At 62.9% G+C, this 23091-nt stretch carries 23 protein-coding genes and 1 pseudogene; 15 read left to right on the top strand and 9 right to left on the bottom strand.

Annotated elements, in window-relative coordinates:
• Positions 1 to 219 (top strand): annotated as a pseudogene (locus AB7F41_RS14380) (DUF2336 domain-containing protein); the annotation flags it as partial.
• Positions 220 to 221: 2 nt separating this feature from the next.
• Here the strand turns inward: AB7F41_RS14380 and AB7F41_RS14385 are convergent.
• From AB7F41_RS14385 to AB7F41_RS14395, 3 genes are read right to left on the bottom strand one after another with little or no spacing between them, the layout of a single operon-like run.
• Positions 222 to 563 (bottom strand): DUF1491 family protein, encoded by a 342-nt coding sequence (locus tag AB7F41_RS14385; protein ID WP_428380092.1) that lies wholly within the window; start codon positions 561 to 563, stop codon positions 222 to 224.
• A gap of 47 nt (positions 564 to 610) precedes the next feature.
• Entirely contained in the window at positions 611 to 1381 is a 771-nt protein-coding gene (locus AB7F41_RS14390) for a peptidoglycan-binding protein (RefSeq protein WP_428380090.1), read from the bottom strand.
• Positions 1374 to 3224, bottom strand: coding sequence for a sensor histidine kinase (locus AB7F41_RS14395; RefSeq protein ID WP_428380088.1), 1851 nt, complete (start codon positions 3222 to 3224; stop codon positions 1374 to 1376). Before AB7F41_RS14395 ends, AB7F41_RS14390 begins: the two co-directional genes overlap by 8 nt.
• An 85-nt stretch (positions 3225 to 3309) precedes the next feature.
• Here AB7F41_RS14395 and AB7F41_RS14400 point away from each other — a divergent pair, with 85 nt between their 5' ends.
• The 6 genes from AB7F41_RS14400 (at position 3310) to AB7F41_RS14425 (ending at position 8309) form a co-directional block, all read left to right on the top strand.
• The gene (locus AB7F41_RS14400; protein WP_428380086.1) at positions 3310 to 3720 is read left to right on the top strand and encodes a hypothetical protein; all 411 of its coding nucleotides are present in this window, start codon (positions 3310 to 3312) and stop codon (positions 3718 to 3720) included.
• 195 nt (positions 3721 to 3915) lie between these two features.
• A complete protein-coding gene (locus AB7F41_RS14405) occupies positions 3916 to 4509 on the top strand; it encodes a hypothetical protein (RefSeq protein ID WP_428380084.1) in 594 nt (197 codons plus the stop codon).
• A gap of 110 nt (positions 4510 to 4619) precedes the next feature.
• Positions 4620 to 6425 carry a translation elongation factor 4 gene (gene lepA / locus AB7F41_RS14410; protein WP_428380082.1) on the top strand — a complete coding sequence of 602 codons (1806 nt, stop codon included), beginning with the start codon at positions 4620 to 4622 and terminating at the stop codon, positions 6423 to 6425.
• A 262-nt stretch (positions 6426 to 6687) separates the two neighbouring features.
• Positions 6688 to 7008: a hypothetical protein gene (locus AB7F41_RS14415; protein ID WP_428380080.1), complete on the top strand. Its 321-nt coding sequence runs from the start codon at positions 6688 to 6690 to the stop codon at positions 7006 to 7008.
• A gap of 7 nt (positions 7009 to 7015) precedes the next feature.
• Positions 7016 to 7627 (top strand): HD domain-containing protein, encoded by a 612-nt coding sequence (locus AB7F41_RS14420; RefSeq protein ID WP_428380078.1) that lies wholly within the window; start codon positions 7016 to 7018, stop codon positions 7625 to 7627.
• Complete coding sequence (locus AB7F41_RS14425; protein WP_428380077.1) at positions 7620 to 8309, top strand: hypothetical protein; 690 nt, start codon at positions 7620 to 7622, stop codon at positions 8307 to 8309. Before AB7F41_RS14420 ends, AB7F41_RS14425 begins: the two co-directional genes overlap by 8 nt.
• A gap of 8 nt (positions 8310 to 8317) precedes the next feature.
• Here the strand turns inward: AB7F41_RS14425 and AB7F41_RS14430 are convergent, their stop codons facing one another.
• Positions 8318 to 9220, bottom strand: coding sequence for an EamA family transporter (locus tag AB7F41_RS14430; protein WP_428380075.1), 903 nt, complete (start codon positions 9218 to 9220; stop codon positions 8318 to 8320).
• A 247-nt stretch (positions 9221 to 9467) separates the two neighbouring features.
• On the bottom strand, positions 9468 to 10199 hold the full coding sequence (locus AB7F41_RS14435) for a class I SAM-dependent methyltransferase (RefSeq protein WP_428380073.1): 732 nt from the start codon (positions 10197 to 10199) through the stop codon (positions 9468 to 9470).
• Positions 10200 to 10299: 100 nt separating this feature from the next.
• On the opposite strand from AB7F41_RS14435, the gene AB7F41_RS14440 reads away from it, so the two are divergent.
• Genes AB7F41_RS14440 through AB7F41_RS14455 form a run of 4 tightly spaced genes read left to right on the top strand, consistent with a single transcriptional unit; the run spans position 10300 to position 12886 of the window.
• The gene (locus AB7F41_RS14440) at positions 10300 to 11604 is read left to right on the top strand and encodes a glutamate-5-semialdehyde dehydrogenase (RefSeq protein WP_428380071.1); all 1305 of its coding nucleotides are present in this window, start codon (positions 10300 to 10302) and stop codon (positions 11602 to 11604) included.
• Between the two features lie 56 nt (positions 11605 to 11660).
• Positions 11661 to 11945 carry a type II toxin-antitoxin system RelE/ParE family toxin gene (locus tag AB7F41_RS14445; RefSeq protein WP_428380069.1) on the top strand — a complete coding sequence of 95 codons (285 nt, stop codon included), beginning with the start codon at positions 11661 to 11663 and terminating at the stop codon, positions 11943 to 11945.
• On the top strand, positions 11917 to 12231 hold the full coding sequence (locus AB7F41_RS14450) for a HigA family addiction module antitoxin (RefSeq protein WP_428380067.1): 315 nt from the start codon (positions 11917 to 11919) through the stop codon (positions 12229 to 12231). The genes AB7F41_RS14445 and AB7F41_RS14450 overlap by 29 nt, the downstream gene beginning before the upstream one ends.
• Before the next feature lie 40 nt (positions 12232 to 12271).
• Positions 12272 to 12886, top strand: coding sequence for a nicotinate-nucleotide adenylyltransferase (locus AB7F41_RS14455; RefSeq protein ID WP_428380065.1), 615 nt, complete (start codon positions 12272 to 12274; stop codon positions 12884 to 12886).
• A 53-nt stretch (positions 12887 to 12939) separates the two neighbouring features.
• On the opposite strand, the gene AB7F41_RS14460 is transcribed toward AB7F41_RS14455, so the two are convergent.
• Positions 12940 to 13260, bottom strand: coding sequence for a hypothetical protein (locus AB7F41_RS14460; RefSeq protein ID WP_428380063.1), 321 nt, complete (start codon positions 13258 to 13260; stop codon positions 12940 to 12942).
• A gap of 42 nt (positions 13261 to 13302) precedes the next feature.
• Positions 13303 to 14652 carry a 30S ribosomal protein S12 methylthiotransferase RimO gene (rimO, locus tag AB7F41_RS14465; RefSeq protein ID WP_428380062.1) on the bottom strand — a complete coding sequence of 450 codons (1350 nt, stop codon included), beginning with the start codon at positions 14650 to 14652 and terminating at the stop codon, positions 13303 to 13305.
• 367 nt (positions 14653 to 15019) lie between these two features.
• Here rimO and AB7F41_RS14470 point away from each other — a divergent pair, with 367 nt between their 5' ends.
• The 4 genes from AB7F41_RS14470 (at position 15020) to hypB (ending at position 20078) form a co-directional block, all read left to right on the top strand.
• Positions 15020 to 16003 carry a beta-ketoacyl-ACP synthase III gene (locus AB7F41_RS14470; RefSeq protein ID WP_428380060.1) on the top strand — a complete coding sequence of 328 codons (984 nt, stop codon included), beginning with the start codon at positions 15020 to 15022 and terminating at the stop codon, positions 16001 to 16003.
• Positions 16004 to 16480: 477 nt separating this feature from the next.
• Positions 16481 to 18766 carry an alginate export family protein gene (locus AB7F41_RS14475; RefSeq protein WP_428380058.1) on the top strand — a complete coding sequence of 762 codons (2286 nt, stop codon included), beginning with the start codon at positions 16481 to 16483 and terminating at the stop codon, positions 18764 to 18766.
• Positions 18763 to 19119, top strand: coding sequence for a hydrogenase maturation nickel metallochaperone HypA (locus AB7F41_RS14480; RefSeq protein ID WP_428380056.1), 357 nt, complete (start codon positions 18763 to 18765; stop codon positions 19117 to 19119). The genes AB7F41_RS14475 and AB7F41_RS14480 overlap by 4 nt, the downstream gene beginning before the upstream one ends.
• Positions 19119 to 20078 (top strand): hydrogenase nickel incorporation protein HypB, encoded by a 960-nt coding sequence (gene hypB / locus AB7F41_RS14485; RefSeq protein ID WP_428380054.1) that lies wholly within the window; start codon positions 19119 to 19121, stop codon positions 20076 to 20078. Before AB7F41_RS14480 ends, hypB begins: the two co-directional genes overlap by 1 nt.
• Before the next feature lie 79 nt (positions 20079 to 20157).
• Here hypB and AB7F41_RS14490 read toward each other — a convergent pair whose 3' ends face one another.
• Together AB7F41_RS14490 and AB7F41_RS14495 are read right to left on the bottom strand one after the other, a co-directional pair.
• Positions 20158 to 21039, bottom strand: coding sequence for a transglutaminase family protein (locus AB7F41_RS14490; protein WP_428380053.1), 882 nt, complete (start codon positions 21037 to 21039; stop codon positions 20158 to 20160).
• Positions 21036 to 23091 (bottom strand): circularly permuted type 2 ATP-grasp protein (locus AB7F41_RS14495; protein ID WP_428406630.1); only part of this gene is annotated, 2056 nt, incomplete at its 5' end. The genes AB7F41_RS14490 and AB7F41_RS14495, both read right to left, overlap by 4 nt.

A 23091-nucleotide genomic window follows, 5' to 3' on the forward strand; every position in this document is an offset into this window, starting at 1 on the left:
CGTGACGTCGAAATCGTGCGCGCGCTTGTCGGCTTGATGCGTTCGACGCCGCAGCGCGCGGCGACGCGCATCGTTGCGGCAATGACCGGGGCGGCGCGGGCGGATCGCGAAGCCGCCCGACGAGCTGCGCGGGAAGAGTCCGGCGCGCCGACATGGCGCCGCGCGGCGCCGACGCAATCCCTGGCGCCGCCATCGCGCAAGTTCGGTCAATCCGCTTAGCGCTATGCGGCAAGGTCGACGAACACGCGCCCTTCGCGATCCTCGATCTCGACGATCCACAGGTCGGGGTCGAACATGATCTCGCGCTTGAGCTTCTGTTCGGCCTCCGCCGCATCGAGCCAATCGCCGGCATGGACCCGCGCGAACAGCCGATCGACGCCTTCGGGCGGCTCTTCGCTTTGCGGGGCGGGGCCGTAGACCGCGGCGCGTCCGTCAAGCCGATCGAGCTTGACGAAGATCGCGCCGGCTTCCGCGGCGCCGCGTCGGCGCAGCATGGCGACCGCGCCCTGCGTTTCGGCGCGACGGATCAGTGCGGAGACGAAGATGTCCGACCTCAGGCGCATGAGGCGCAAACTAGCGCCTGACGCGCATGATTGTCGAACGCTACGATTCAGGGAAGCGGCGTACGGGAGCGCGCCGCCAGTTGACGCAGCAGCTTCGGCGTGACCTGGCCTTTGACGGGCAGGCCGATATCGCGCTCGAATTTTTCTATGGCGTGGCGCGTCGCGGCGTTGAGGAGTCCGTCAGAGCGCACGACATAGCCGAGCCGAACGAGCGTGCGCTGCGCATAGAGCACATTCTTGTCGAAGGACGCCTTCTTGTCGGCGGTCGCGGCCTTCGTGGGCTTTTCGACGCTTGCCGCCGGCGCCGGCTTCGATGCGGGCGCTTCGCCGAGGATCAGCATGCCGATTGCATCCCGCTTCTTGTCCGCTGCGCGCGGCGTATCGGCTTTCGCCGGCGCGCTTTTGCCCGCCTCGGCGCTTTTGCCCGCGTCGGCGCTCCTGGCGCCGTCGAGCTTTTCGATCCGATCGGCGATGGCGTCCTTTGGCGACAGGCGCGCCGGCGCGTTCGCGTCTCGCTCGGTCCGCGCAGTTTCTTTCACGGTCGGGCGCGCCGGCGGCGTCGGCGCGCTGACCGCCGCGCTCGAATGTTTGGCGGAGAAGAGCGGGGCCGGATGTCTTCCGTCCTGGAGCAAGAGCGCGTTCATGGGCACGCCGATCGCCGCCACGGCGGCGATGCTGAGGATCAGCGTCGCGCCGATCCCTCTCGCGCTGAAGATGCGTCCGAGGAATGAACGACGACCGCGTCGCGCGGCGCGCGGCGGCGCGCGATCGGTGGGCGATGCCTGAAAGCGGGAGGCGTAGAGCGAGGCGTCACGCAATTTTCTTCACCGTTGCTGGTTCTACGTTGACGACCGGAGCGACGCGTGGCGCCGCGCCGTAACGCGCGATCGTTTGGATTTTCGCCGGACGGCCGGCGCCAGCGCCGGCGTGACGACAGTCGAGCGGCAGCCGCACGGAAACCGCGGTTCCTGCGCGCAACCCGCTTTCGATGGCGATCGAACCGCCGTGCAACCCGACGAGGCCGCGCACCATGGAAAGGCCGAGTCCAGTCCCCTCATCGCGATGACCGGATGATGCGCGAGCCTGAAAGAAGGGATCGCCGAGGCGTTCGAGATCGCCCGCGGCGATGCCGACGCCGTCGTCGGCGACGGTGATCGCCGCCTGGTCTCCGTCCGGTTCAATTCGCAACGTCACCGCTCCGCCGCGCGGCGTGAATTTCAGCGCGTTGGACAGCAGATTGATCAGGATCTGTCTGCAGGCGCGTTTGTCGGCGACGATCTCGCCAGGGGCGTCGGCGTATTCGCGCAGAAGGGTCACGCCCGACTCGTCGGCTTTGAGCTGCAACATATCGCAGCATTGATCGGCGAGAGTTTGCAGAGACATGGATTCAGGCGTGATTTGCATGGCGCCGGAATCGATCTTCGACGCGTCGAGGATGGAGTTGACGATTTCAAGCAGATGACGTCCGGAGTCGCTGATGATCGACGCATATTCGCGGCGCCTGGCCGGCTCGCTGGGCGCAATTTCGTCGCTCGCCAGCATCTGGGAAAAGCCGATGATTGCGTTGAGCGGCGTGCGCAGCTCGTGGCTGACGTCGGCGAGCAGACGCACATTGCCCGGCGCCGATCGCTCCGTCGCCGCATGCGCGGCGGCGATGGCGATGTCGGCTTCCAATGCCGCGTTCACGTCTCGCAGCGCGCAGAGCACGGCGTCTGTCGCGCCGTGATCGCCGGTCGATTTGACGCGGCGCATGCGCGCCTCGAAATAATTGAATACCGGTCCCACGAATTCGCCGGCGGCGCGGCTGGCGACGCCAATCTGGATGCGAACGGCCGCCGTCGCCATCGCCTTGCCGTCGAATGCGTCGGAGACGAGCTTCAGGAAGGACGGACGGTCAGCGACATGGATGCGCTGAAAAAATTCGCGTCCGATCAGATCGCGCCGATCGAAATCGAAAGCGCGATGGCTTTCGCCGAGGACGGCGTTGACGAAGCCGGCGCGATCGAGATGCAGCAGGATGTCGCCGACTTCTCCGGTGAGGAGCATGAGATTCCAGTCGTTGCGGGCTTCGACCCGCGCGCGGACATTCTCGATCCTGACGGCGCCGAAGACGAGCGCGGCGACGTATAGAAGCAGCATTGCCGCGAAGAAGCTCGTCGCCGTCGCATGATCCGTCAGCAGCGCGTGCGACGCATGTAGATTCTGACTGGCGGCCAGCGCCAGAACGGCGATGGCGACGACTTCGATCACGACGACCACGCCGATCTCCGGAGTCAGCGCGGATTCGACGAGCGCGACGAGAAGCAGCGCGACTGAAAACGCGTCATAGCCGGGCGTCAGCGCGTGGATGGCCGTCGCCATCGCAAGCCAGCCGCCGATCGAGAGGCTCCGCGCGATGCGCAGGTCTCCCGTGCGCGACAGCACGACGACGGAGAGCAGCGGCATCTGCGCGAGCAGGAAAACGACGGACTCGGTCGTCGTCGGCGCGCCATGGACGAACAGAAACAGCGGCGCCGCAAGCAAAACGCCGGTGGCGACGACGAGCCGCGCCATGATGAAGGCGCGATGACGCGCTTCTTCCACTGGCCGTCCGGCGACGCGTTCGTGCAAGGCGGCCGTCACGCAAGACTCATACGGACTGTCGTCGGCAAAGCTACTCAAGGCGCACGCTCCTCAACGCCGCGAGGAATAGCAGGGCGTCCTTAAGCAGCCGCTAAGCCGATGCGAAAGCTTCAACGGTCGGGAGATGACGCATCGACATGGTTTTCAGTTTATTGCCGAAACGCCGAGCAAGAATCTGATCGGCGTTTACCAAGGCTCAACCCGGACGCGCCATCACTCCACGAGAAGCCAGCTTTCGCTCATGGAGACGAATTTGGTCTTTCTCGCAAAATGCGCGATCTGCATTCTCCTCGTCCTGATCGCTCTGCAATGGCGCGCGGATGATGCGCCGAACATGCAGAAGAGCGCCGCCGCGCGGTCGGCTGCGCAGAAGAAGGCGGGCCTTGCGGGGGATGTCGCGGCGGGAGCCGCTTCGCTCGTGCGCGCCGGCGGCGATGCGCTTGCGAACGCCGCGCGCGACAAATGTCTGGCGGCGCCGCGCGACTGCCTCTTGGCGGCGCAGCGATTGCAGTCGGCCGCCGGCCGCGCGCGCTGACCCGGCAATTTACGCGGCGGCGGCGTGCAATGCGCCGCGCTGCTGTCCCATTTTTGCCGAATCAGTTTTTTGACACTAAACATGTTCGCGCTTGGCGCGCGATTTTGAGGCCGAACCGCCACCGAGGCCATTCCATTTTGCTCGCGCGCGACCCGTTCGCCCCCTGCGAGCCATCCTCTCCAAAAGGAGGCGGCCATGTCCGAAGAAACTTCGTCGCAACCGGAAGATACGGTTTCCCGCTCGGAACTGAACAATCTGCAGGAACAGCTCAAGGCGACGCGCATGGAGCGCGACCGGCAGATTTTCGAGAAATCCGAGATCGTCGCCAAGGCCAACGCCTACGCCAAGGAGCGCGACGATCTTCGCGACAGCCTTGCCGCGATGACCGCTGAGCGCGACCGTCTCGCCGCCGAGAAGGCTGAAGCGGCGACCAAGTCGCTCGAGACGTCGAAGCTGCTAGAGGCCGCCAACCAGCGCGCCGACGAGGCCGCCGCCGAGGTCGCGCGGCTGCGCCAGGCCATCGCGACGGCGCCGTCGTCCGATCCCGCCGAGGTGCTCTGGAAGCTGATTTCGGAGAAGACCAGGGAGGGCGTCGCCTGGGTCCGGGGCAAAATTCCGGCCGACAGCCCGGCTTTGCCCTGGTTCGATAAGACGATCGAGGTCGCGACCCAGATCGGCTGCGTCGCCGTCCGGGCGACGGACGCCTTCATTCGCTGGGCGGTTCCCAAGGCGATCGAGCTGTTCAACCGCGGGAAGGCGGAGCTCGACGCGCGCATGGAGAAGAAATAGCCCGTTTGACGGGGCCGGGCGGGCGCACCGAGCGCCCGGCGTCAAATTGGCGCTGGGCGAGGCTTGGCGCGCCCTTTCCTTCCTAGGCGGGCGCTGCTATCCCCGCGCACATGACCGCCCACAAGATCGAAAACATCCGCAATTTCTCGATTGTCGCGCATATCGACCACGGCAAGTCGACCCTGGCCGACAGGCTCATTCAGGAGACCGGAACCCTGGCCGCGCGCGAAATGGTCGAGCAGGTGCTCGATTCCATGGACATCGAGCGCGAGCGCGGCATCACCATCAAGGCGCAGACCGTGCGCCTCAACTACAAGGCCAAGGACGGCAAGGATTACGTCCTCAATCTGATGGACACGCCCGGCCACGTCGACTTCGCCTATGAAGTGTCCCGCTCGCTCAAGGCGTGCGAAGGCTCGCTGCTCGTCGTCGACGCCTCGCAGGGGGTCGAAGCGCAGACGCTCGCCAATGTCTATCAGGCGATCGACGCCGGCCATGAGATCGTCCCGGTGCTGAACAAGATCGATCTGCCGGCGGCCGAGCCCGACCGCATCAAGGAGCAGATCGAGGAGGTGATCGGCCTCGACGCATCGGACGCGGTGCTCATCTCCGCCAAGACCGGCATCGGCATTCCCGACGTTCTCGAGGCGATCGTCACGCGCCTGCCGCCCCCGTCCGGCGACCAAACGGCGCCGTTGAAGGCGCTGCTCGTCGACAGCTGGTACGACGCCTATCTCGGCGTCGTCGTGCTGGTCCGCGTCTTCGACGGAACCCTCAAGAAGGGCCAGAGGATCAAAATGATGGGCACGGGCGCCCATTACGAAATCGACAAGATCGGCGTGTTCCGCCCGAAGATGCAGGACGTCGCCGCGCTCGGACCCGGCGAGGTCGGCTTCATCACCGCGCAGATCAAGCAGGTCGCGGATACGCGGGTCGGCGACACGATCACCGACGACAAAAAGCCGACGGCCGCGCCGCTGCCGGGCTTCAAGCCGGCGCAGCCCGTCGTGTTCTGCGGACTGTTCCCGGTGGACGCCGCCGATTTCGAGGATCTGCGCGCGGCGATCGGCAAGCTGCGCCTCAACGACGCCAGCTTCTCCTATGAAATGGAGACCTCAGCGGCGCTCGGCTTCGGCTTCCGCTGCGGCTTTCTCGGCCTGCTGCATCTCGAAATCATCCAGGAGCGGCTGCAGCGCGAATTCGATCTCGATCTCATCGCGACGGCGCCGTCGGTCATCTACAAGATCACGATGACGAACGGCGACGAGATCGAGCTGCATAATCCGGCCGACATGCCGGATGTGGTGAAGATCGAAGAGATCAAGGAGCCCTGGATCAGGGCGACGATCCTGACGCCCGACGAATATCTCGGCTCGGTGCTGAAGCTCTGTCAGGACCGGCGCGGCGTTCAGGTCGATCTCAATTACGTCGGCAAGCGCGCCATGGCGGTCTACGACCTGCCGCTCAACGAAGTGGTGTTCGATTTCTACGATCGCTTGAAGTCGATCTCGAAGGGCTATGCGTCATTCGATTATCAGATCACCGACTATTGCGCCGGCGATCTCGTCAAGATGAGCATTCTCGTCAATGCGGAGCCGGTCGACGCGCTCTCCATGCTCGTGCATCGGACCCGCGCCGAAGGACGCGGCCGGCAGATGTGCGAGAAACTCAAGGAGCTCATTCCGCCGCATATGTTCCAGGTGCCGATTCAGGCGGCGCTCGGGGGCAAGATCATCGCGCGCGAAACGGTGCGCGCCTTCCGCAAGGACGTCACCGCGAAATGCTACGGCGGCGACGTCACCCGCAAGCGCAAGCTGCTTGAGAAGCAGAAGGAAGGCAAGAAGAAGATGCGCCAGTTCGGCCGCGTCGAGATTCCGCAGGAAGCCTTTATCGCCGCGCTGAAGATGGAGGAGTGAAAGGGTTGCTTTACCTGTTCGATTTATGTTCCGATGCGTGCTGCGCTTCTACGATTCGGGCTGGGTCATAATAGTGAGGGGGGAATTATGACTACCGAAGAACTAATTCTTTCCATTTTGCGTACACTTCCTAGTCATTCTGTAAAGGGCAAAAAGCGTATGCAGAAGCTTGTTTTCTTTTTGCAGAAGGCAGGCGTTCAATGCCCCGCGCAATTTGCAATAAGAAATTTCGGGCCATTTAGCCCCGCAGTCGAGAAAGCAAGTGCGCTTCTCACTTTTGTTCGGCGACATAGAACAGCGGGAAATTGTCACAGGATACGCAAGCTATCTTGCTACAGAGTATTTCTTGCCTCCGGACAGCGAGGCATCGGCAGTGCTCGCGCCCAATATCGCCAACATGCTAAGTCGCCTGGATGAATTCTCGACAATAGATCTTGAGGTTGCGTCTACGATCCTATTTTATGAGAGAGAAGGATTGAATAGATTTGATGCAATCGATCGAACTAAAGCTCTGAAGCCGACAAAGGTAACTGACAAAACTTTGCAGGCATCTGCCGAAATCCTGAGTGTTGTTGCCCCTTGAGATAAGCATGTCACTGCAACGAATTAGAGATCCGATCCACAACCTAATTTCATTTTCTGGTGCGGATGATCAGTTGCTTTGCAGCTTGATTGAGAGCCGCCCTGTTCAACGACTTCGCCGCATTAAGCAGCTCGGATTCTCCGAGTTTGTATATCCTGGCGCAACTCACACGCGATTTTCCCACGTCTTGGGGGCGATGCAGATGGCTCGGCGGATGCTAACTGCATTTGAACGAAGCCATGCGATCGAGATCGAGGAAGATCATGGCTCAAAGCGAAGAGCGACGATAGCTGCCGCTTTGCTTCACGATGTAGGGCATGGCCCATACTCCCATGTGTTTGAAGAGCTTTGCGGCGAATTCGGTGTTGGCAAAGAGCATGAAGAATGGACGCTTGAGATAATAGAGCGCACCGAAATTGCGGATGTCTTGAAAAAATTTGGTCTTTATGACGAGGTCAAGTGTTTTTTTGCTAGCGAGAAATTGTACACTCCGTACTCCGCCATTATTTCCAGTCAGATGGACTGTGATCGCCTCGATTTCCTATGCCGAGATCGTTATTTCTGCGGTTTGCGCTCCTCATTCATAGATCTTGAATGGCTCTTTGATAGCAATGATTGAGCCTGTTGTTATTGACGTTAAAAATTGTATTGAGAAGTATTCTTTTGTGGTTCATCCAAAAGGGCTGCGGGTGGTTGAGGAATTTGTGATCGCATACATGAAAATGTATAGCGACGTTTATTTCCATAAGACGACCCGCGGCGTGCAGCATATGGTCACTAGGATCATCGTCTTAGCTCTGAGGGATGCTCCTGAGCAATTTTCAGACCATAGCATCGCTAAGTTTTTACTCGATGAGACATCAAGAAACCTTGATTTTTATTTGAGTCTCGATGACTCGTCCATTGTATCGCTCATACGTCATATTGCGGAGAAAAACATTGGAGAAGCATCGATTCTTGCTCGCAGATATTTAGAGCGAGACCTATTCAAATGCTTGGAGGTCCCTCCCAAGCCGGATGGTGAACCCCAGAGCCAACTCTTGAAGCGCTTCAAAGCAAAGCTGGATGAGAATAAAGTGTTTCATGTGATCGATGTTGTCGCTGGCAGATCGTACAAACAGTACGACGTTGCTGACAAGAAATATCTTGAGAACATTTTGATAAAACAGGGTCAAGAGCATGATCGTCTTCACGGGGTTAGCAAGATAATCAAATCTATTCCTTCACAGGCAACCAGAATATATTTTCGGACTGAGCAAGATCGAGAAATTGCACGTAGGCTCCTCAAAGAAGCTGCTTAGTTCGCTAATCACCCCCGCGCCAGAGCGATCATCACCGCGCCGACGAGCATCACCGCCGCGCCGAACAGCCGGCCGCTCGACTCTTCCTTCAGCACATGGCCGCTCGCGAGCACGGTGAAGAGCGCCGACAGGCGCTTGATGGCGATGACGTAAGGGGTGAACAGAATCGTCAGCGCCCACATCTGCAGCGTGTTGCCAAACGCCATCGCCGAACCGGCGCCGATCGCGTAGCGCAGCTGGAACGGACTGGGCGCGGCGCGCCGCCCGGCGATCCAATAGAGCATGGCGCAGAGCGAGATGACGATCGTCACCGCCGTGATCCAGACGAGCGGCGTCGACGCCCTGACGCCGAGCTTGTCGATATTCGCGGTGACGCTCCAGATCACGGCCGTGCCGATCATCATCCGCGCGCCTTTGTCGCGCGCAAAGACATGGAAGTTGAAGCGACGTCCGCCTTCCTGGTCGGCGTCGAGCAGGCCGACGCCGAGCACGGTGAACAGCACCCCGAACACGCCCATCGGCGGCGCCTGCTCGCCGGTCATCACGGGCGAGGTGAACAGCATCAACACCGGCGTAAGCAGCACGAGCGGCGCGACGAGCGACGCGTCGGAGTAGCGAAAGGCGCGGATATACAGCGCATAGGCGACGACGTTGAGCGCGCCCGACCAGACCAGCAGGGTCCAGAATTCCGGCTGTGTCAGCGACGCGAGCGTCGCGCGCGGCGCCGTGAGCAGGCCCGGATAGAGGATCAAGCACGCGATGGTCAGCAGGACCGCGCCGGCGCACCATTGCGCGGCCAGGATGGCGCGATCATCCGCCGTTCGCGTCGCGGCCTTGGTGCCGAGATCGGTGACGGATTGGCAAATGGCGGTGACTAGCGAGGCGAAGAGAGCCAGAAGCGCGAGGTCCATGGCGCGCTATAGCGCATGCGCGGCGAAAGTGGGAACGTACGTCGCCGAGCGGCTACCTTCGCCCTCATGCTGAGGAAGCGGCGCAGCCGCCGTCTCGAAGCGCGGAGGGCGAAGCTGAGCGTTGCAAACGAAGGTCTCCTCGTCCTTCGAGACGCGCCCTTCGATCTCGGGCTTGCCCGAGATCAACATTGAAATCCGCAAGTCGGGTAAACCGCGACTTGCGTGCGCTCCTCAGGATGAGGAAACCTTACCCGCCCGGCTTGATCGCCGTCACCAGCGTGTCGACGCCGTCGCGGAATTCGACCGTGACCGGCGCAAATCCCGCGGCGCGCAACTGCGCGAGCGAAGGCTCGTAATACATGATGTGCAGCGGGGATTCGTCGCTCAGCAGGTGGATGACCCAGTCTTCGAGCAGATCGAGCCGGTTCATCTCAGTGAAAATCTTGAACCATCCCCGCACCACGGCCTGCGTGTCGGCGAGATGCGCCGCCGGATCGTCCATCGCGTAGCGGTCGCCGTTGATGAAAATTCCCCCTGGCTTCAGGGCGCGAAAGACCTCCGAAACGGCGGCCTTTCGGTAGTCGTTCGCGAAATTGTGGACGGCGTAGTTCGAAATGACGACGTCCATGCTTGCGTCGGGCAGCGCGCGCAGCGCCGCCAGCGCGTCGGCGTCGATGAATTTGACGCGGCCCGCCGAGGCGTAATCAGCGAGATTGACGCGCGCCTGGTCGAGCATTTCGCCGGCGCTGTCGACCGCGGTAAGGGTCAGATCGTCGCGCGCCGTCAGCGCCGCCAGCGTGCTGATGCCGGTGCCGCAGCCGATCTCGAAGCCCTCGAGCGGCCCTGCGCCGCGTCGCCAGTCGGCGATGCGCGCGCCGATCTTCCGCGCGAGCAGGGCGGCGTTCGGACACATCAGCCGCAGCACGTCATATTCGGCGCCGATCGGCCCGTCGAACGGATTGTCTTGAAGCGCGGACATGGCGGCTCTTCTTTCATATCGCGCAAAGCCTCGCAAGGCCGCGGCTTTCCTCGCGCGCGGCGCCGTGATAGCGAAACCGGTCGCTTACAGGACGAGAGCTATGACGCAGGCATTACGCAGTGAGACGCCGGCGGCCGAAGCCGACGCAACGCTCGGCGACTCGCTCGTCGCGCTCGGGCGCGCCGCGCGGGCGGCGGCGCGGCGAATGGCGCTCGCCTCGACCGACGCCAAGAACAAGGCGCTGCGCGCAGCGGCCGGCGAAATTCGCCGCCAGAGCGGCGCCATACTCGCCGCCAACGCGCTCGACGTCGCGGACGCCAAGGCGCGCGGAACGGCGGCGTCTTTTCTCGATCGGCTGACGCTCGATCCTGCGCGCGTCGAGGCGATCGCCCGCGGTCTCGACGAGATTGCCGATCTCCCGGACCCGGTCGGCCGCGTGCTGGCGCGCTTCGAGCGGCCGAACGGCCTGGAGATCGAGCGCGTCTCGACGCCGCTCGGCGTCATCGGCGTGATTTACGAAAGCCGGCCGAACGTCACCGCCGACGCCGGCGGCCTGTGCCTCAAGGCCGGCAACGCCGCGATTCTGCGCGGCGGCTCGGAGAGTCTGCGCTCGTCGGCGGCGATTCACGCCTGCCTCGTCGCGGGGCTGAAGGCCGCGGGGCTTCCCGAGGCGGCGGTCTCGCTCATTGCGACGGCGGATCGCGCCGCTGTGGGCGCCATGCTCGCCGGCCTCGACGGCAATATCGACGTGATCGTGCCGCGCGGCGGCAAAAATCTCGTCGCCCGCGTGCAGCATGAGGCGCGCGTGCCGGTCTTCGCGCATCTCGAAGGCATTGTGCATGTCTTTGTGCATAAGGACGCCGATCTCGAAATGGCGAAACGGGTGCTGCTCAACGCCAAGATGCGGCGCACCGGCATCTGCGGCGCGGCGGAGACTCTGCTCGTCGACAAGGCCTGCGCGGCGACGCATCTTCAGCCGCTCGTCGCAGCGCTGATCGATTCGGGGTGCGAAGTGCGCGGCGACGCGGCGACGCAAGCCGCCGACGCGCGGGCGAAGCCGGCCGTCGAAGACGACTGGCGCGCCGAATATCTCGACGCGATCATCGCGGCGCGGGTCGTCGATGGGCTGGAAGGCGCGATCGATCACATCGAGACCTATGGTTCGCACCACACCGATTGCATCGTCACGCGCGATGAAGACGCCGCGCGGCGCTTCATGAATGAAGTCGATTCCGCCATTGTGCTGCACAACGCCTCGACGCAATTCGCCGACGGCGGCGAATTCGGCTTCGGCGCCGAGATCGGCATTGCGACGGGCCGCATGCATGCGCGCGGACCCGTCGGCGTCGAGCAGCTGACGTCGTTCAAATATCGCGTCCATGGCGACGGCCAGGTGCGGGGATGAGGGCGATGTCTTACCCCTGCGGTTGTGTTGTATAACGTTATGCGTTATACGCCTTTATGATCGGGAGTTTCGCGGATCCCGAAACCGAATTGATCTGGGAGGGTCGCCGCAGCCGCAGGCTACCGCCGGACATTCAGGCCGTGGCTCTGCGCAAACTGCGTCTACTTAATCAGGCTCGAGTATTGAATGACTTGCGCGTTCCGCCAGGAAATCGTCTTGAAGCGCTGAAAGGCGACCGATTCGGCCAGCATTCGATCAGGATCAATGACCAATGGCGCATCTGTTTTGTCTGGATCGAGGGAGGGCCGTCCGATGTCGCGATCGTCGACTACCATGACTGAGCTTTTGCCCAATCCGACGCCGGGCGAAATTCTTGGCGAGGAATTTTTGAATCCTATGGGACTGAGCCAGACCGCGCTCGCGCGCGCCATTCACGTGCCGCCGCGCCGCATCAATGAAATCGTTCTGGGCAAGCGCGCGATCACCGCCGATACGGATTTGCGTTTGGCGCGCTATTTCGGGATGTCGGAAGGATTCTTTCTCGGGCTGCAGGCGGACTATGACTTGATGGCGCGGCGGCGGCAGATCGGCGCCGAGCTGAACGCAATCGAACCGCGCGCCGCCTAAGAGCTTGATCTAATCCCTCCCTGCGCCGCATATCGGCGTGATGTCAGCTGCTCCTATCCGCCTTCCGCCCCATGCGCCAGGCATGCGCATCGGCCTCTTCGGCGGCTCCTTCGATCCGCCGCACGAAGGCCATGCGCTCGTTTCGCGGCTCGCGTTGAAGCGGCTGAAGCTCGACAGGCTGTGGTGGATCGTTTCGCCCGGCAATCCGCTGAAAGAGGCGCGCGCGCTGCCGTCAATCGACGCGCGGATCGAGGCGGCGAAAGAAATCATGCGCGATCCGCGCGTCGCCTTTACCGGATTCGAGAGCGAGATCGGCGCGCGCTACACATGCGACACGCTTGACTATCTTCACGCGCATTGTCCGGGCGTGCGTTTCGTCTGGATCATGGGCGCGGACAATCTCCTGCAGTTTCACCGCTGGCGGCGGTGGCGGGACATTGCGCGGACGACGCCGATCGCCGTCATTGATCGGCCTGGCGCGACGTTCAAAGCGGCGAACGCCAGGGCGGCCGTCTATTTCAGGGATGCGCGGCTTCCCGAGAGCGACGCCGCGATGCTTCCCGCGACGCCGCCGCCGGCGATCGTCTATCTGCACGGGCCGAGACTGGAGCGTTCGTCGACCGAATTGCGACGCGAACGCGCGCCGGTTTTCTGACGGGACGCGTTTTCTACTCCGAAGCGGCGACGGCTTCGGCGGAAAAGGCTTCTCTATTTGCGCTCGAACAACGGCAAGATCCAGCGCTTATAGGCCCAGAAGCTCAAGGGGATTCCGATGAAGATCGCGATCCACATGAGCGCGGAATTGTCCACGCTGCGCTCGTAAAAGCCGCCGCCCTCGGTGACCGACTGCGTATAGGGATTGCGCACGAAGAGCGTAATCGCGAATGAGCCGATGACGATCAGCGCCGTGGCGACGTAAAGGCTGCGCGGAATCTCGATTTTCGGCCCCTCCGGCTGCGCCGGCGTTTCGGGCGCGGGCGGCGGGCTTTCCTGCGGCGGCGTGGCCTTGTCCTGCGGTTCTTCGGTCATGGGGTTTCTCTCCGGATTTCTTGGCCCCAATATAGGGCTGATCTAGGTGGCGGCGCCATAGACGTCATATGCCTCGGAGCGTTCAATTTTCGCCATGACAATTTCGCCAACGCGCAGCGGGCGCCGCGATCCGATAAAGACCGCGCCGTCGATTTGCGGCGCGTCGGCCTTGGTGCGGCCCTTGGCGCGCCCGCCGGCGGGGCCGCCGCCGGGTTCGTCGATGATGACCGGGAGGCGCTTGCCGACTTTGCGTTTCATCAGCCGGGCGCTGACCGCCTGCTGCCTCTCCATGAAGCGCCGCCAGCGCGTCTCCTTTACCTCGTCCGGCACGGCGGGCAGGCCGAGCGCCTCGGCCGGCGCGCCGGCGACTGGCTCATATTTGAAGGCGCCGGCGCGGTCGATTTCGGCTTCCTCCAGCCAGTCCAGAAGGTAGTCGAAATCCGCGTCGGTCTCGCCGGGGAAGCCGACGATGAACGTCGAGCGCAACGCCAGATCCGGACACGCCGCGCGCCAGGCGCGAATGCGCGCCAGGGTCTTCTCTTCATTCGCGGGACGCTTCATGGCCTTCAGCACGTTCGGCGCCGCGTGCTGAAAGGGAATGTCGAGATAGGGGAGGATTTTGCCTTCCGCCATCAGCGGCAGGACCTCGTCGACATGCGGATAGGGATAGACGTAATGCAGTCGAACCCAGAGCCCGAGATCGCCGAGCTCCCGCGCGAGGTCGAGGAAGCGCGCGCGCACGCTGCGCGCGCCGAACATGCTTTCGGCATATCGAATGTCGCGGCCATAGGCGCTCGTGTCTTGCGAGATAACGAGCAGCTCCTTGACGCCTGCGCGGGCGAGCTTTTCCGCTTCACGGAGCACATCGGCCGCCGGCCGCGAGACGAGCGGCCCGCGCAAATGCGGTATGATGCAGAAGGAGCAGCTGTTGTCGCAGCCTTCCGAGATTTTCAGATAGGCGTAATGGCGCGGCGTGAGCTTCACGCCCTGTTCGGGAAGAAGGTCGATGAAGCGGTCATGCGCAGGCGCGGCGGCGCGATGCACCGCCTCGACGACGCTCTCATATTGCTGCGGACCGGTGATCGCCAGCACTTGCGGGAAGCGTTCGGAGATCGCTTCGGGCTCGGCGCCCATGCAGCCGGTGACGATCACCTTGCCATTCTCGTTGAGCGCGGCGCCGATCGCTGCGAGCGACTCGGCCTTGGCGCTATCCAGAAAGCCGCAGGTGTTGACGACGACGACGTCGGCCCCGGCGTGGCTGCGCGACAATTCATAGCCTTCGGCGCGCAGCCGCGTGACGATCCGCTCGCTGTCGACGAGGGCCTTCGGACAGCCGAGCGAGACGAAGGAAACGCGCGGAGCGGCGGGCGCCGGCCTCTGTTGATCCTGCATGTGATCCTGCATGGCGCCCATTGCCATGCGGCGGCCGTCATTGCAATCGCGGGCTGAACCTTACGCAATCATCACGCCGAGAAGGGCGAAGAGCGCGACGGCGGCGAAAACGATGGCGTGGATCATGAAGGCGACTCCGGACTGGCCCCTCGGCGATCTAGTCGCGGCCTCGCTAAGAAAGTGTTGATCCGGCGAATCTGGAGCTGCGCCGCCTCGGCCCAAAAAAGCCAATAAGTCTCAGACGATGGTCGCGCCTTTACCGCGCCGGAAGAAGAAAAATTTGCGCTTGGCCTGAGCCGCTTCTAAGGAATAGCGCCCGTTCGGCGACGAGCTTCAGCCAAACCGCCTCAGAAGGAAGCGCCAGACCTTGACGAATTCCATAGTTCTCGGAACAGGTTCTTATGCGCCCCAGCGCATCCTCTCCAACGCCGACCTTGAGAAAATCGTCAGGACGAACAATGAGTGGATCGTCAGCCGCACCGGCATCAAAGAGCGCCGGATGGCGGCGGATCATGAGGCGACATCCGATCTGGCGGCGGCCGCCGCCCGCGAGGCGCTGCAGTTCGCTGGCGTAAGGCCCGACGACGTCGACATGCTCGTCGTTTGCACGGTGACCGGAGATACGCCGACGCCGTCCTGCGCCTCATTTGTCCAGGCGCAGCTCGGCGCGACCAACGCCTTCGCCTTCGACGTCGGCGCGGCCTGCGCCGGCTCTCTCTACGGGCTTTCCATCGCCGACCAGTTCATCAGAAGCGGCCAGGTGAAACGCGCGCTTGTGATCGGCGCCGAAACCTTGAGCCGTTTCGTCGACTGGACCAATCGCGAGACCTGCGTGCTGTTCGGCGACGCCGCCGGCGCCATCTTGCTTGGCGCCAGCGAAGAGGCGGGGCGCGGCGTCCTTGCCGCGAACCTACGCACGGACGGTTCGATGACCGGCATTCTCGGCATCTACGGCGGCGGGAGCCGGCATCCGCCGTCGCTCGAAATGCTCGAGGAAAAGACCGGGAAAATCAAAATGCGCGGCCGCGAGGTGTATAAGGTCGCGACGCGGCTGTTGCCTGAAGTGGTCGACGAGACGCTGAAGGCCGCCGGCTTGACCGCAGCCGACGTCGACCATGTGATCGCCCATCAGGCGAACAAGCGGATCATCGAATCCGCGCTGCAGAATCTGGGTGTGCCTCTTGAGAAATGCTGGATCAACATCGACCGCTACGGCAACACCTCCAGCGCCTCGATGCCGATCACGCTCGACGAAGCGAACCGCGCCGGCAAATTAAACAAGGGCGACGTCATCGCCATGATGGCGATCGGCGCCGGGATGACCTGGGGCGGCGCCGTTCTGCGCTGGTAGACAGCGTTTCGAAGCGCGCAGGCACGCGCTTCCGTTTGCGAGGCGGTTCCGACGAGGCGTTGCGCGCGGCGCCGGCGACCGCGTACGCAACAGCCTGCGACTATTCTGCAACAGTTGTAATCAAACTGTCATAATGACCAAATTGTAAGCTTAACAGTTGGGCCTTCGTCGCCTACCGATATGTAAAGATTATACATTTCGAACCGTCGTTTCGGGAGCCGCATGCCGATCTCTCGCGCGACGCGGGACGTGACGATGTCTTCAGGTAATAATAACAATAAGTTGAGAGTCGCCGCGCTGAGCGCCTTGGTCGGCGCCGTAATGAGTGGTCATGACATAGCGGCTGCCCAAGACAAGCTATCGCCGACTGCGCTTCCGCCGAAGGACGCCCGGTTAAAGGGCGCGGTCAAAGCGAAAGCCGATCCGAAGGGCGCGGCCGGCGCCGCGGCTCAGCCGTCGGAAAGGAAGAGCTATTACGTGCCGACGCGCGCGTATCGACTCGAACCGCAGCCGGATATCCCGCCCTATGTGCGCAACCTGGGCAAGACATACAAAGCGTTCGAAGGGATCGACTGGCTGAACATCGGCCTCGATTCGCGCGTGCGCTTCGAATATCGAAAGGACGACTATCGACCCTGGACGAATACGTCGACCAATCCGCAAAGTTCGCAGCGCAAATATTTTCCGAATTCGCTTTGGCTGTCACGCACGCGGGCCTATTTCGGCGTGCAGAACATCCTCGATCCATTCCGTTTCGCGATCGAATTCCAGGATTCGCGCGCCTACAACAGCATCTACGAATATCAAGGCCAGGAGATCAATCAAACTGACCTGATTTCGGCCTATGGCGAGCTTTTCTTCAAAGACGCGTTCGGCAAGGACGGTCTCGGCAATGATCGGCCGCTGACGCTGCGCGCCGGGCGCTTCCACTTCGAACTGCTCGACAGAAGACTGATCGCTGAAAACGAATTTCGCAATACGACCAACACTTTTGACGGATTCCGAATCAAGATCGGCAAGAAGGAAAACGACTGGGACATCGACAGTTTCCTGGTGCGGCCGGTCATTCGCTACCCCTATCAGTTCGATCGCCCGGACTGGCAGAACTGGATTTACGGCAGCGTGTTCAGCATTCGGCGCTGGTCGGAATATGCGACGATCCAGCCCTATTTTCTGGGCCGCAAGCAATATGCTGATCCGTTCAACGTCTCGAACGCCCTGAAGGTTCATCGAGACACCTATGCGCCCGGACTGCGGGTCTACGGCGTGATCAACGACTTCGACTACGATTTCGACATCAACAAGCAGTTTGGCGAAACCGGAGAATTCCGTGATCTTGGCGCGCGGCGCAACGCCATTCAGAGGACTGTCCAGGTCGACGCCATCGCTTACGCCTTCGAATTCGGCTACACATTCTCAAATTATCCCTGGAAGCCGCGCATCAGCGCCAATTACGCATACGGCTCCGGCGACAAGAGTCCCTTCGACAGCGCCAGCCAGAACTTCGATATTTTCTACGGATTCAATCAGCCGTTCTCGCGCAATGATTATTTCGCCTGGAACAATATGAAGGCGCCCAAAGTGCGTCTCGAACTTACGCCGACGCCGGATCTCAGGATCGACACGGCGTTCAACGCCTATTGGCTGGCGAGCGCCGCCGGCGCCTGGGACCGCGTCAGTCTCTATGCGCCGCTCGGCAACAGGGGCACGTTTCTCGGCACGGAATATGATCTGCGCATTCGCTACAAGCTCAGCCCCTTCATCAATTTGACCGCCAGTTACGCGCATTTCTGGCCCGGCTCGTTTACCTCGAGCTTTGCGCAGCAGGTCGCGCTGCAGCCCTTCTTTCCGCAATCCTTTCCCGGCCAGACGACCACGACGAATGGGCTGACAGCGCGTCCCACCGATTTTTTCTATCTCGAAGTCTCAGGCAACGCCTTTGGCGACGGCAATCCGATCACAAAGGCGCCGGGCGAGGATTTTCTCGCGCTTTTTGCGCCGAATGGTCCGCCGCCGCCGGCGCCGCCCCCCAGTTGGTCGGACGTCTACGTCGGCCTCAATGGCGGCTCCGCCTGGTCCACTCCGAGGTCGATCGTGCAGCCCTGGCCCTTCGGCGCTGCTGCGGCGAGCCCGGCGGTCGCCGCGAGCGTCACGCCCATCGACCAGACGAATCATCTCGCCGGCTTCATCGGCGGATTTCAGATCGGCGCCAATTGGAAATTCGCCGACCGCATTCTGACCGGCGCCGAGGCGGATCTCCACGCCATTTCTGGGAACACCGACGCCAAATGGCAGGCGTCGCTGACCTCAGGCGGGGGCAACAGCTTCGCGACGTATGCGCAGCGCACGGCGACGCTCAACTATCTCGGCACGATTCGCGGCAGGCTCGGCTATCTGGTCACGCCGACCCTCGCCGTTTACGGCACGGGCGGCATGGCCTATGGCGGCGTCACGTCCAACGCCGCGCTGTTTACGCGCAGCATCGGCGGAACCGGCCAGACGCTCGTCAATCCGGTCTTTCAGGACAGCATGATCGGCTGGACGGCCGGCGGCGGCGCCGAATGGATGTTTGCGCCCGCCTGGAGCCTCAAGATCGATTATCTGCGCTACGATCTCGGCGCCGCTGAGGCCACCGCTTTCGCCGTTCCGTCAAACGGCCTTTTCGCCTATGGCGCATCGAGCGCGACGCGCTTCGATGGCAACCTCATCCACGCCGGCGTCAACCGCCACTTCGACCTCATCAGCGTCGTAGAAGCCAAATGAGCAAAGGAGACGACGTGCACGAACTCTCGATCGTTTGCAGCATCGTCGATCTGGCGTCGGAAGCCGCCGAAGGCCGCGCCGTGCGTCGCATGACGATCGAGATCGGCAAATTGTCGGGCGTCGAGCCGGAAGCCGTCGCCTTCTGTTTTCCAGAGGTCGCGCGCGGCACGCCGCTCGAAGAAGCGACGCTGGATATCGGCGTAGTCGACGCGGCGGCGCGTTGCGACGTTTGCGGCGCGGAGTTTGCCACGCCCGACATCCTCACGGCGTGTCCGTGCGGCTCCCGCCAGTTCCAGCGCCTGCGCGGCGAAGAGCTGAACATCAAGAGCATCGAAGTCGAAGAGGCTGCATAATGTGCACGAGCTGCGGCTGCCAAGGGCAGGGGACCACGATGACCAATCTGCAGACCGGCGCGCGCGCGGAGATCGCGGCGCGGGCGGAGAATCGTCACGACCACGGCCATTCGCATGGCGGGGACGAAGGCCACGGCCACGGTCATTTTCATGGCGAGCGTCATCACGCGCATGACGAGCATCAGCACGGACGTCATCATCATGGGCGCGAGCATGGACATACGCACGGACATGATCACAGCCACGGGCATGATCACGGCGACCATGATCACGCTCACGAAGATTCCCGCCGCCGTCTCGAACTGGAAACGCGGATTCTTGCGAAGAACGACGCGATCGCCGCCAAATGCCGGGCCTGGCTCGCGGGCCGCGAGATCGTCGCGCTCAATCTCGTCAGCTCGCCCGGCGCCGGCAAGACGATGCTGCTCGAACGCGCCATTGCCGATCTTGCAGGCGAACTGCCGCTGTTCGTCATCGAGGGCGATCAGGCGACGTCGAATGACGGCGAGCGCATTCGCGCGGCCGGCGCGCCGGTGGTTCAGGTCAATACCGGCACCGGCTGCCATCTCGACGCCGAGATGATCGCGCGCGGTCTCTCCGAACTCAAGCCGAGCGTGGGCTCGCTCGTCTTCATCGAGAACATCGGCAATCTGGTCTGTCCGGCGCTGTTCGATCTTGGCGAGCGCGCCAAGGCGGTCATCTTTTCGACGACGGAAGGCGAAGACAAGCCGCTCAAATATCCGCACATGTTCAGCGCGGCGAAGCTCGTCATCTTCAACAAGATCGATCTTCTGCCGCATCTGGATTTCTCGATGAAGCAGGCGCGGGAGAACGCGCTGCGAGTCAATCCGGACGTTGAGATCGTCGAAGTCTCCGCCAAGACCGGCGCGGGCATGCAGACGCTCTACGACTGGATTCGCGCGCAACGTATGGCGGCAAGACAGTTGGCCGTCATCTGACGTTTGATGCGAGCGAAAGGTCTTACTTCGGCCGCGGAACTCTCTTCCGAGCGTTACTGTTACGACGAAAGAATCGTTCCTAAATCGCCGCTTCCTTCACATCGACGCTGACGTCCAAATCCTGATCGCCGGCGCCGATGATCACGCCGTCGATCGGCGAGACGTCCGCATAGTCGCGGCCGATGGCGATGGCGATATGGTCGTTTCCGACGACAATCGCGTTCGTCGGATCGAGGTCGTAAAATCCGAATTCGGGTCCGCACCACACGGACACCCACGCGTGGGTCGCGTCGGCGCCTTCCAGTCGCGGGTGGCCAGGAGCGGCGTAGGTGCGAAGATAGCCGCTGACATAATAGGCCGCCAATCCGAGGCCGCGAAGCGCGGCGATCATGATATGCGCGAAATCCTGGCAGACTCCGCGGCGGCGTTCGAAGGCTTGCGCGATCGGCGTCGCGACATGGGTCGCATCCGGGTCATAGCCGAAATCGGCGTGGATGCGCTGAGTCAACTCCAGGGCGCCTTCGAGAATGGGCCGTCCCGGCGTGAAGCTTGCGCGCGCATAATCCGTCGCCGCGTCGAACATCGGCGCGAGACGGCTCGCATAAATGTAATGGGCTGGAGAGCCGGCCGCGAGCGAACTCGACGCATAGGCTGCGTTCCTCACGATTTCCCAGGCCGGCGTCAGAGCCGGCGCAGGCGTCGGCGCCCGCTCCACTTCGACGCGCGCCGCAAGCGCGATCTGCAGCTTCGTGTGCGGTTTGAAGATGCGCGCCTCGCACACCCTGTTGCCGTGAAAATCGATCCTTTCGCTGAGGATTTCCGCCGCTGGCGACAGCTCGATCTGTCTGGACATAACGCTTTGGCCGCGATCGTTGCGCGGGATCAGCCGCATGGCGCAGCGCGCCGACGCGACGGGCGCGTCATATTTGTAAGTCGTGCGATGGGCGATGTCGTAGATCAAGCGATTCGCGACGGCTGGGAATTTGCGGCGCCGCCATCGGCGCCATGGGTGAAATAGCGCTCGGCGATCTTGTCGGCGAGCAGCATCAGGCGCTGTTCGAACGCAAGAATGACAGCGGCGTCCAAATGGCGCGCGTCCGCCGACTCGAGTTCGGCGCGCAATTTGACCGAGAGCCGCCGCGGCGGCTCCATGACGCCATCATTGCGCAACACTGGCAGCGCCGCGAGATGTTCGTCGATGCGCATCGCCTGAAAAAGCACGGATCGCGGGTTGAACGGATCAAGCACCGCCATGTCGAGGACCGGCGCCAATGCCGCGCCGGCGATGTAGCGCGAGCGATAGGTGATCTGCGAATCGAGCAGATCCAGCAGCGCGTCCAGCGTCTCGACGGTCGCGTCGTCGCCGGCGAGCTGGCGGGCGAAGCGGCAGGTGCCGATGGCGCGCTCGATCCTTCGGCCGAGATCAATGAAACTCCAGCCGGCGACGCGGTTGAAGTTTTCGTCGATCAGTCCGGACAAGGCCGCCAGCGTATGAAGCGAGCGCTCGGTCAATTCAAGCGCTTCGGGCTCGGTAATTGCGCGCGCGCCGGCGCGCGTGAGACGCGTTTCGATGCGTCCGATGAGTTGCCAGACATCCTGGGACAGACGCTCGCGCACGATCGAGGCCGCCCGCCTTGCATAACGCACGACCGACAGCGCCGAACCGTAGTTCTCCGCGCCGGCCGCCGCCGCCCAAGCGATCTGCATCGCGTTCATGTCCGGCGTGTCTTCAGGCGCGGCGCCCCAGGCGATCAGCAGTCGCGCGAGCCGTTCAATCGACTGGCGCCCTTCAAGATCGATGTGCTGGAGCTCGCCCAGTCGCGCCTCCAGCGAGCGAACGACGCGTAGCGTCGCCTCGGCGCGCTCGAGATAACGGCCGATCCAGAAGAGATTGTCGGCGGCGCGGCTCGGCAGACTGCCGAGCGCGCGCACGATCGGCGGATTGTCGTCTGACGGCAGCAGCGTCGACCATTCGATCGGACGGCTCGTCAGCACCCAGACGTCGCTCGATTGCGCGCTGGCGTCCATCGACACCGCGCGCGCGTCGAGCCGGGTGGAGATGCGACAAAAGCCGCCGGGCATCACCTTCCACCCGTCAGCCGTCGCTGCGGCGAAGATCCGGAGCACGAAGGGTCTTGGCGTCAGGCGGGAGTCGGACCAGGCCGGGGTCGTGGAGAGTTTGATCGGCTCCTGCGCGACATAGTCGACGCCGCGCTGATGGATCGCCGCGATCAGCCGCGCGCGCTCCTCCCCGGTGAGCGTCCGGCCGAGCGCCTCGCGGCGTTCTCCGAATCCGGGCAGCCTGTCGCTGAACGCCCCGCTGATCGCGTAATCGCCCAACGCCTCGATCACCTGTTTGCGTTCGCTTTCCCGTCCGCACCACTTGGTCGCGAGGTTGGAAAGCTTGAGACTCTCGCCGAGCACACGCTTCGAAAGTTCCGGCAGGAAGCCCATCAGCGCGCGCGATTCGATAACCCCAGCGCCCGGCATGTTGGCGACGACGACGGCGCCGCGGCGGATGGCTTCGAACATGCCGGCGACCCCGATCTGCGACGCGGCGTTCTGCTCCAGCGGGTCGCACCAGTCGGCGTCGACGCGCCGCCAGATCACATCGGCGCGCTTCAAGCCGGCGATCGTGCGCACATGCAGCTTGCCGTGGCGCGCGACGAGATCCTCGCCTTCCACCAGCGTGAAGCCGAGGTAGCGGGCGAGATGCACCTGTTCGGAATAGGTGTCGCTCCAGGGGCCGGGGGTCAGCAGACAGATGCGCGGATCGATGCGCTGCGCGACGTGGGAAATGCTCGCGCGGAAATCGCGAAAGAACGGCGCCAGGCGTTCGACGTTCATCTCTCGATAGAGGCTCGGGAGCGCGCGCGACAGCACAAGCCGATTTTCCTGGGCGAAGCCGGCGCCTGAAGGCGCTTGCGCGCGATCGCCGAGCACGCGCCATTCGCCGTCCGGCCCGCGCCCGAGATCGGCGGCGTAAAAGCGTAGCCAGCGTCCGCCAGGCGGC

Origin of the sequence: Methylocystis sp. (assembly GCF_050251305.1) — a bacterium.
GTDB lineage: Bacteria > Pseudomonadota > Alphaproteobacteria > Rhizobiales > Beijerinckiaceae > Methylocystis.

Excerpts from the sequence above, each read along its gene's own strand:
- AB7F41_RS14385 (WP_428380092.1), bottom strand. The coding sequence starts at position 563 with ATGCGCCTGAGGTCGGACATCTTCGTCTCCGCACTGATCCGTCGCGCC.
- AB7F41_RS14400 (WP_428380086.1), top strand. The coding sequence starts at position 3,310 with ATGACGCATCGACATGGTTTTCAGTTTATTGCCGAAACGCCGAGCAAG.
- AB7F41_RS14405 (WP_428380084.1), top strand. The coding sequence starts at position 3,916 with ATGTCCGAAGAAACTTCGTCGCAACCGGAAGATACGGTTTCCCGCTCG.
- lepA (WP_428380082.1), top strand. The coding sequence starts at position 4,620 with ATGACCGCCCACAAGATCGAAAACATCCGCAATTTCTCGATTGTCGCG.
- AB7F41_RS14420 (WP_428380078.1), top strand. The coding sequence starts at position 7,016 with ATGTCACTGCAACGAATTAGAGATCCGATCCACAACCTAATTTCATTT.
- AB7F41_RS14425 (WP_428380077.1), top strand. The coding sequence starts at position 7,620 with ATGATTGAGCCTGTTGTTATTGACGTTAAAAATTGTATTGAGAAGTAT.
- AB7F41_RS14430 (WP_428380075.1), bottom strand. The coding sequence starts at position 9,220 with ATGGACCTCGCGCTTCTGGCTCTCTTCGCCTCGCTAGTCACCGCCATT.
- AB7F41_RS14435 (WP_428380073.1), bottom strand. The coding sequence starts at position 10,199 with ATGTCCGCGCTTCAAGACAATCCGTTCGACGGGCCGATCGGCGCCGAA.
- AB7F41_RS14440 (WP_428380071.1), top strand. The coding sequence starts at position 10,300 with ATGACGCAGGCATTACGCAGTGAGACGCCGGCGGCCGAAGCCGACGCA.
- AB7F41_RS14445 (WP_428380069.1), top strand. The coding sequence starts at position 11,661 with ATGATCGGGAGTTTCGCGGATCCCGAAACCGAATTGATCTGGGAGGGT.
- AB7F41_RS14450 (WP_428380067.1), top strand. The coding sequence starts at position 11,917 with ATGTCGCGATCGTCGACTACCATGACTGAGCTTTTGCCCAATCCGACG.
- AB7F41_RS14455 (WP_428380065.1), top strand. The coding sequence starts at position 12,272 with ATGTCAGCTGCTCCTATCCGCCTTCCGCCCCATGCGCCAGGCATGCGC.
- AB7F41_RS14460 (WP_428380063.1), bottom strand. The coding sequence starts at position 13,260 with ATGACCGAAGAACCGCAGGACAAGGCCACGCCGCCGCAGGAAAGCCCG.
- rimO (WP_428380062.1), bottom strand. The coding sequence starts at position 14,652 with ATGCAGGATCAACAGAGGCCGGCGCCCGCCGCTCCGCGCGTTTCCTTC.
- AB7F41_RS14480 (WP_428380056.1), top strand. The coding sequence starts at position 18,763 with ATGAGCAAAGGAGACGACGTGCACGAACTCTCGATCGTTTGCAGCATC.
- hypB (WP_428380054.1), top strand. The coding sequence starts at position 19,119 with ATGTGCACGAGCTGCGGCTGCCAAGGGCAGGGGACCACGATGACCAAT.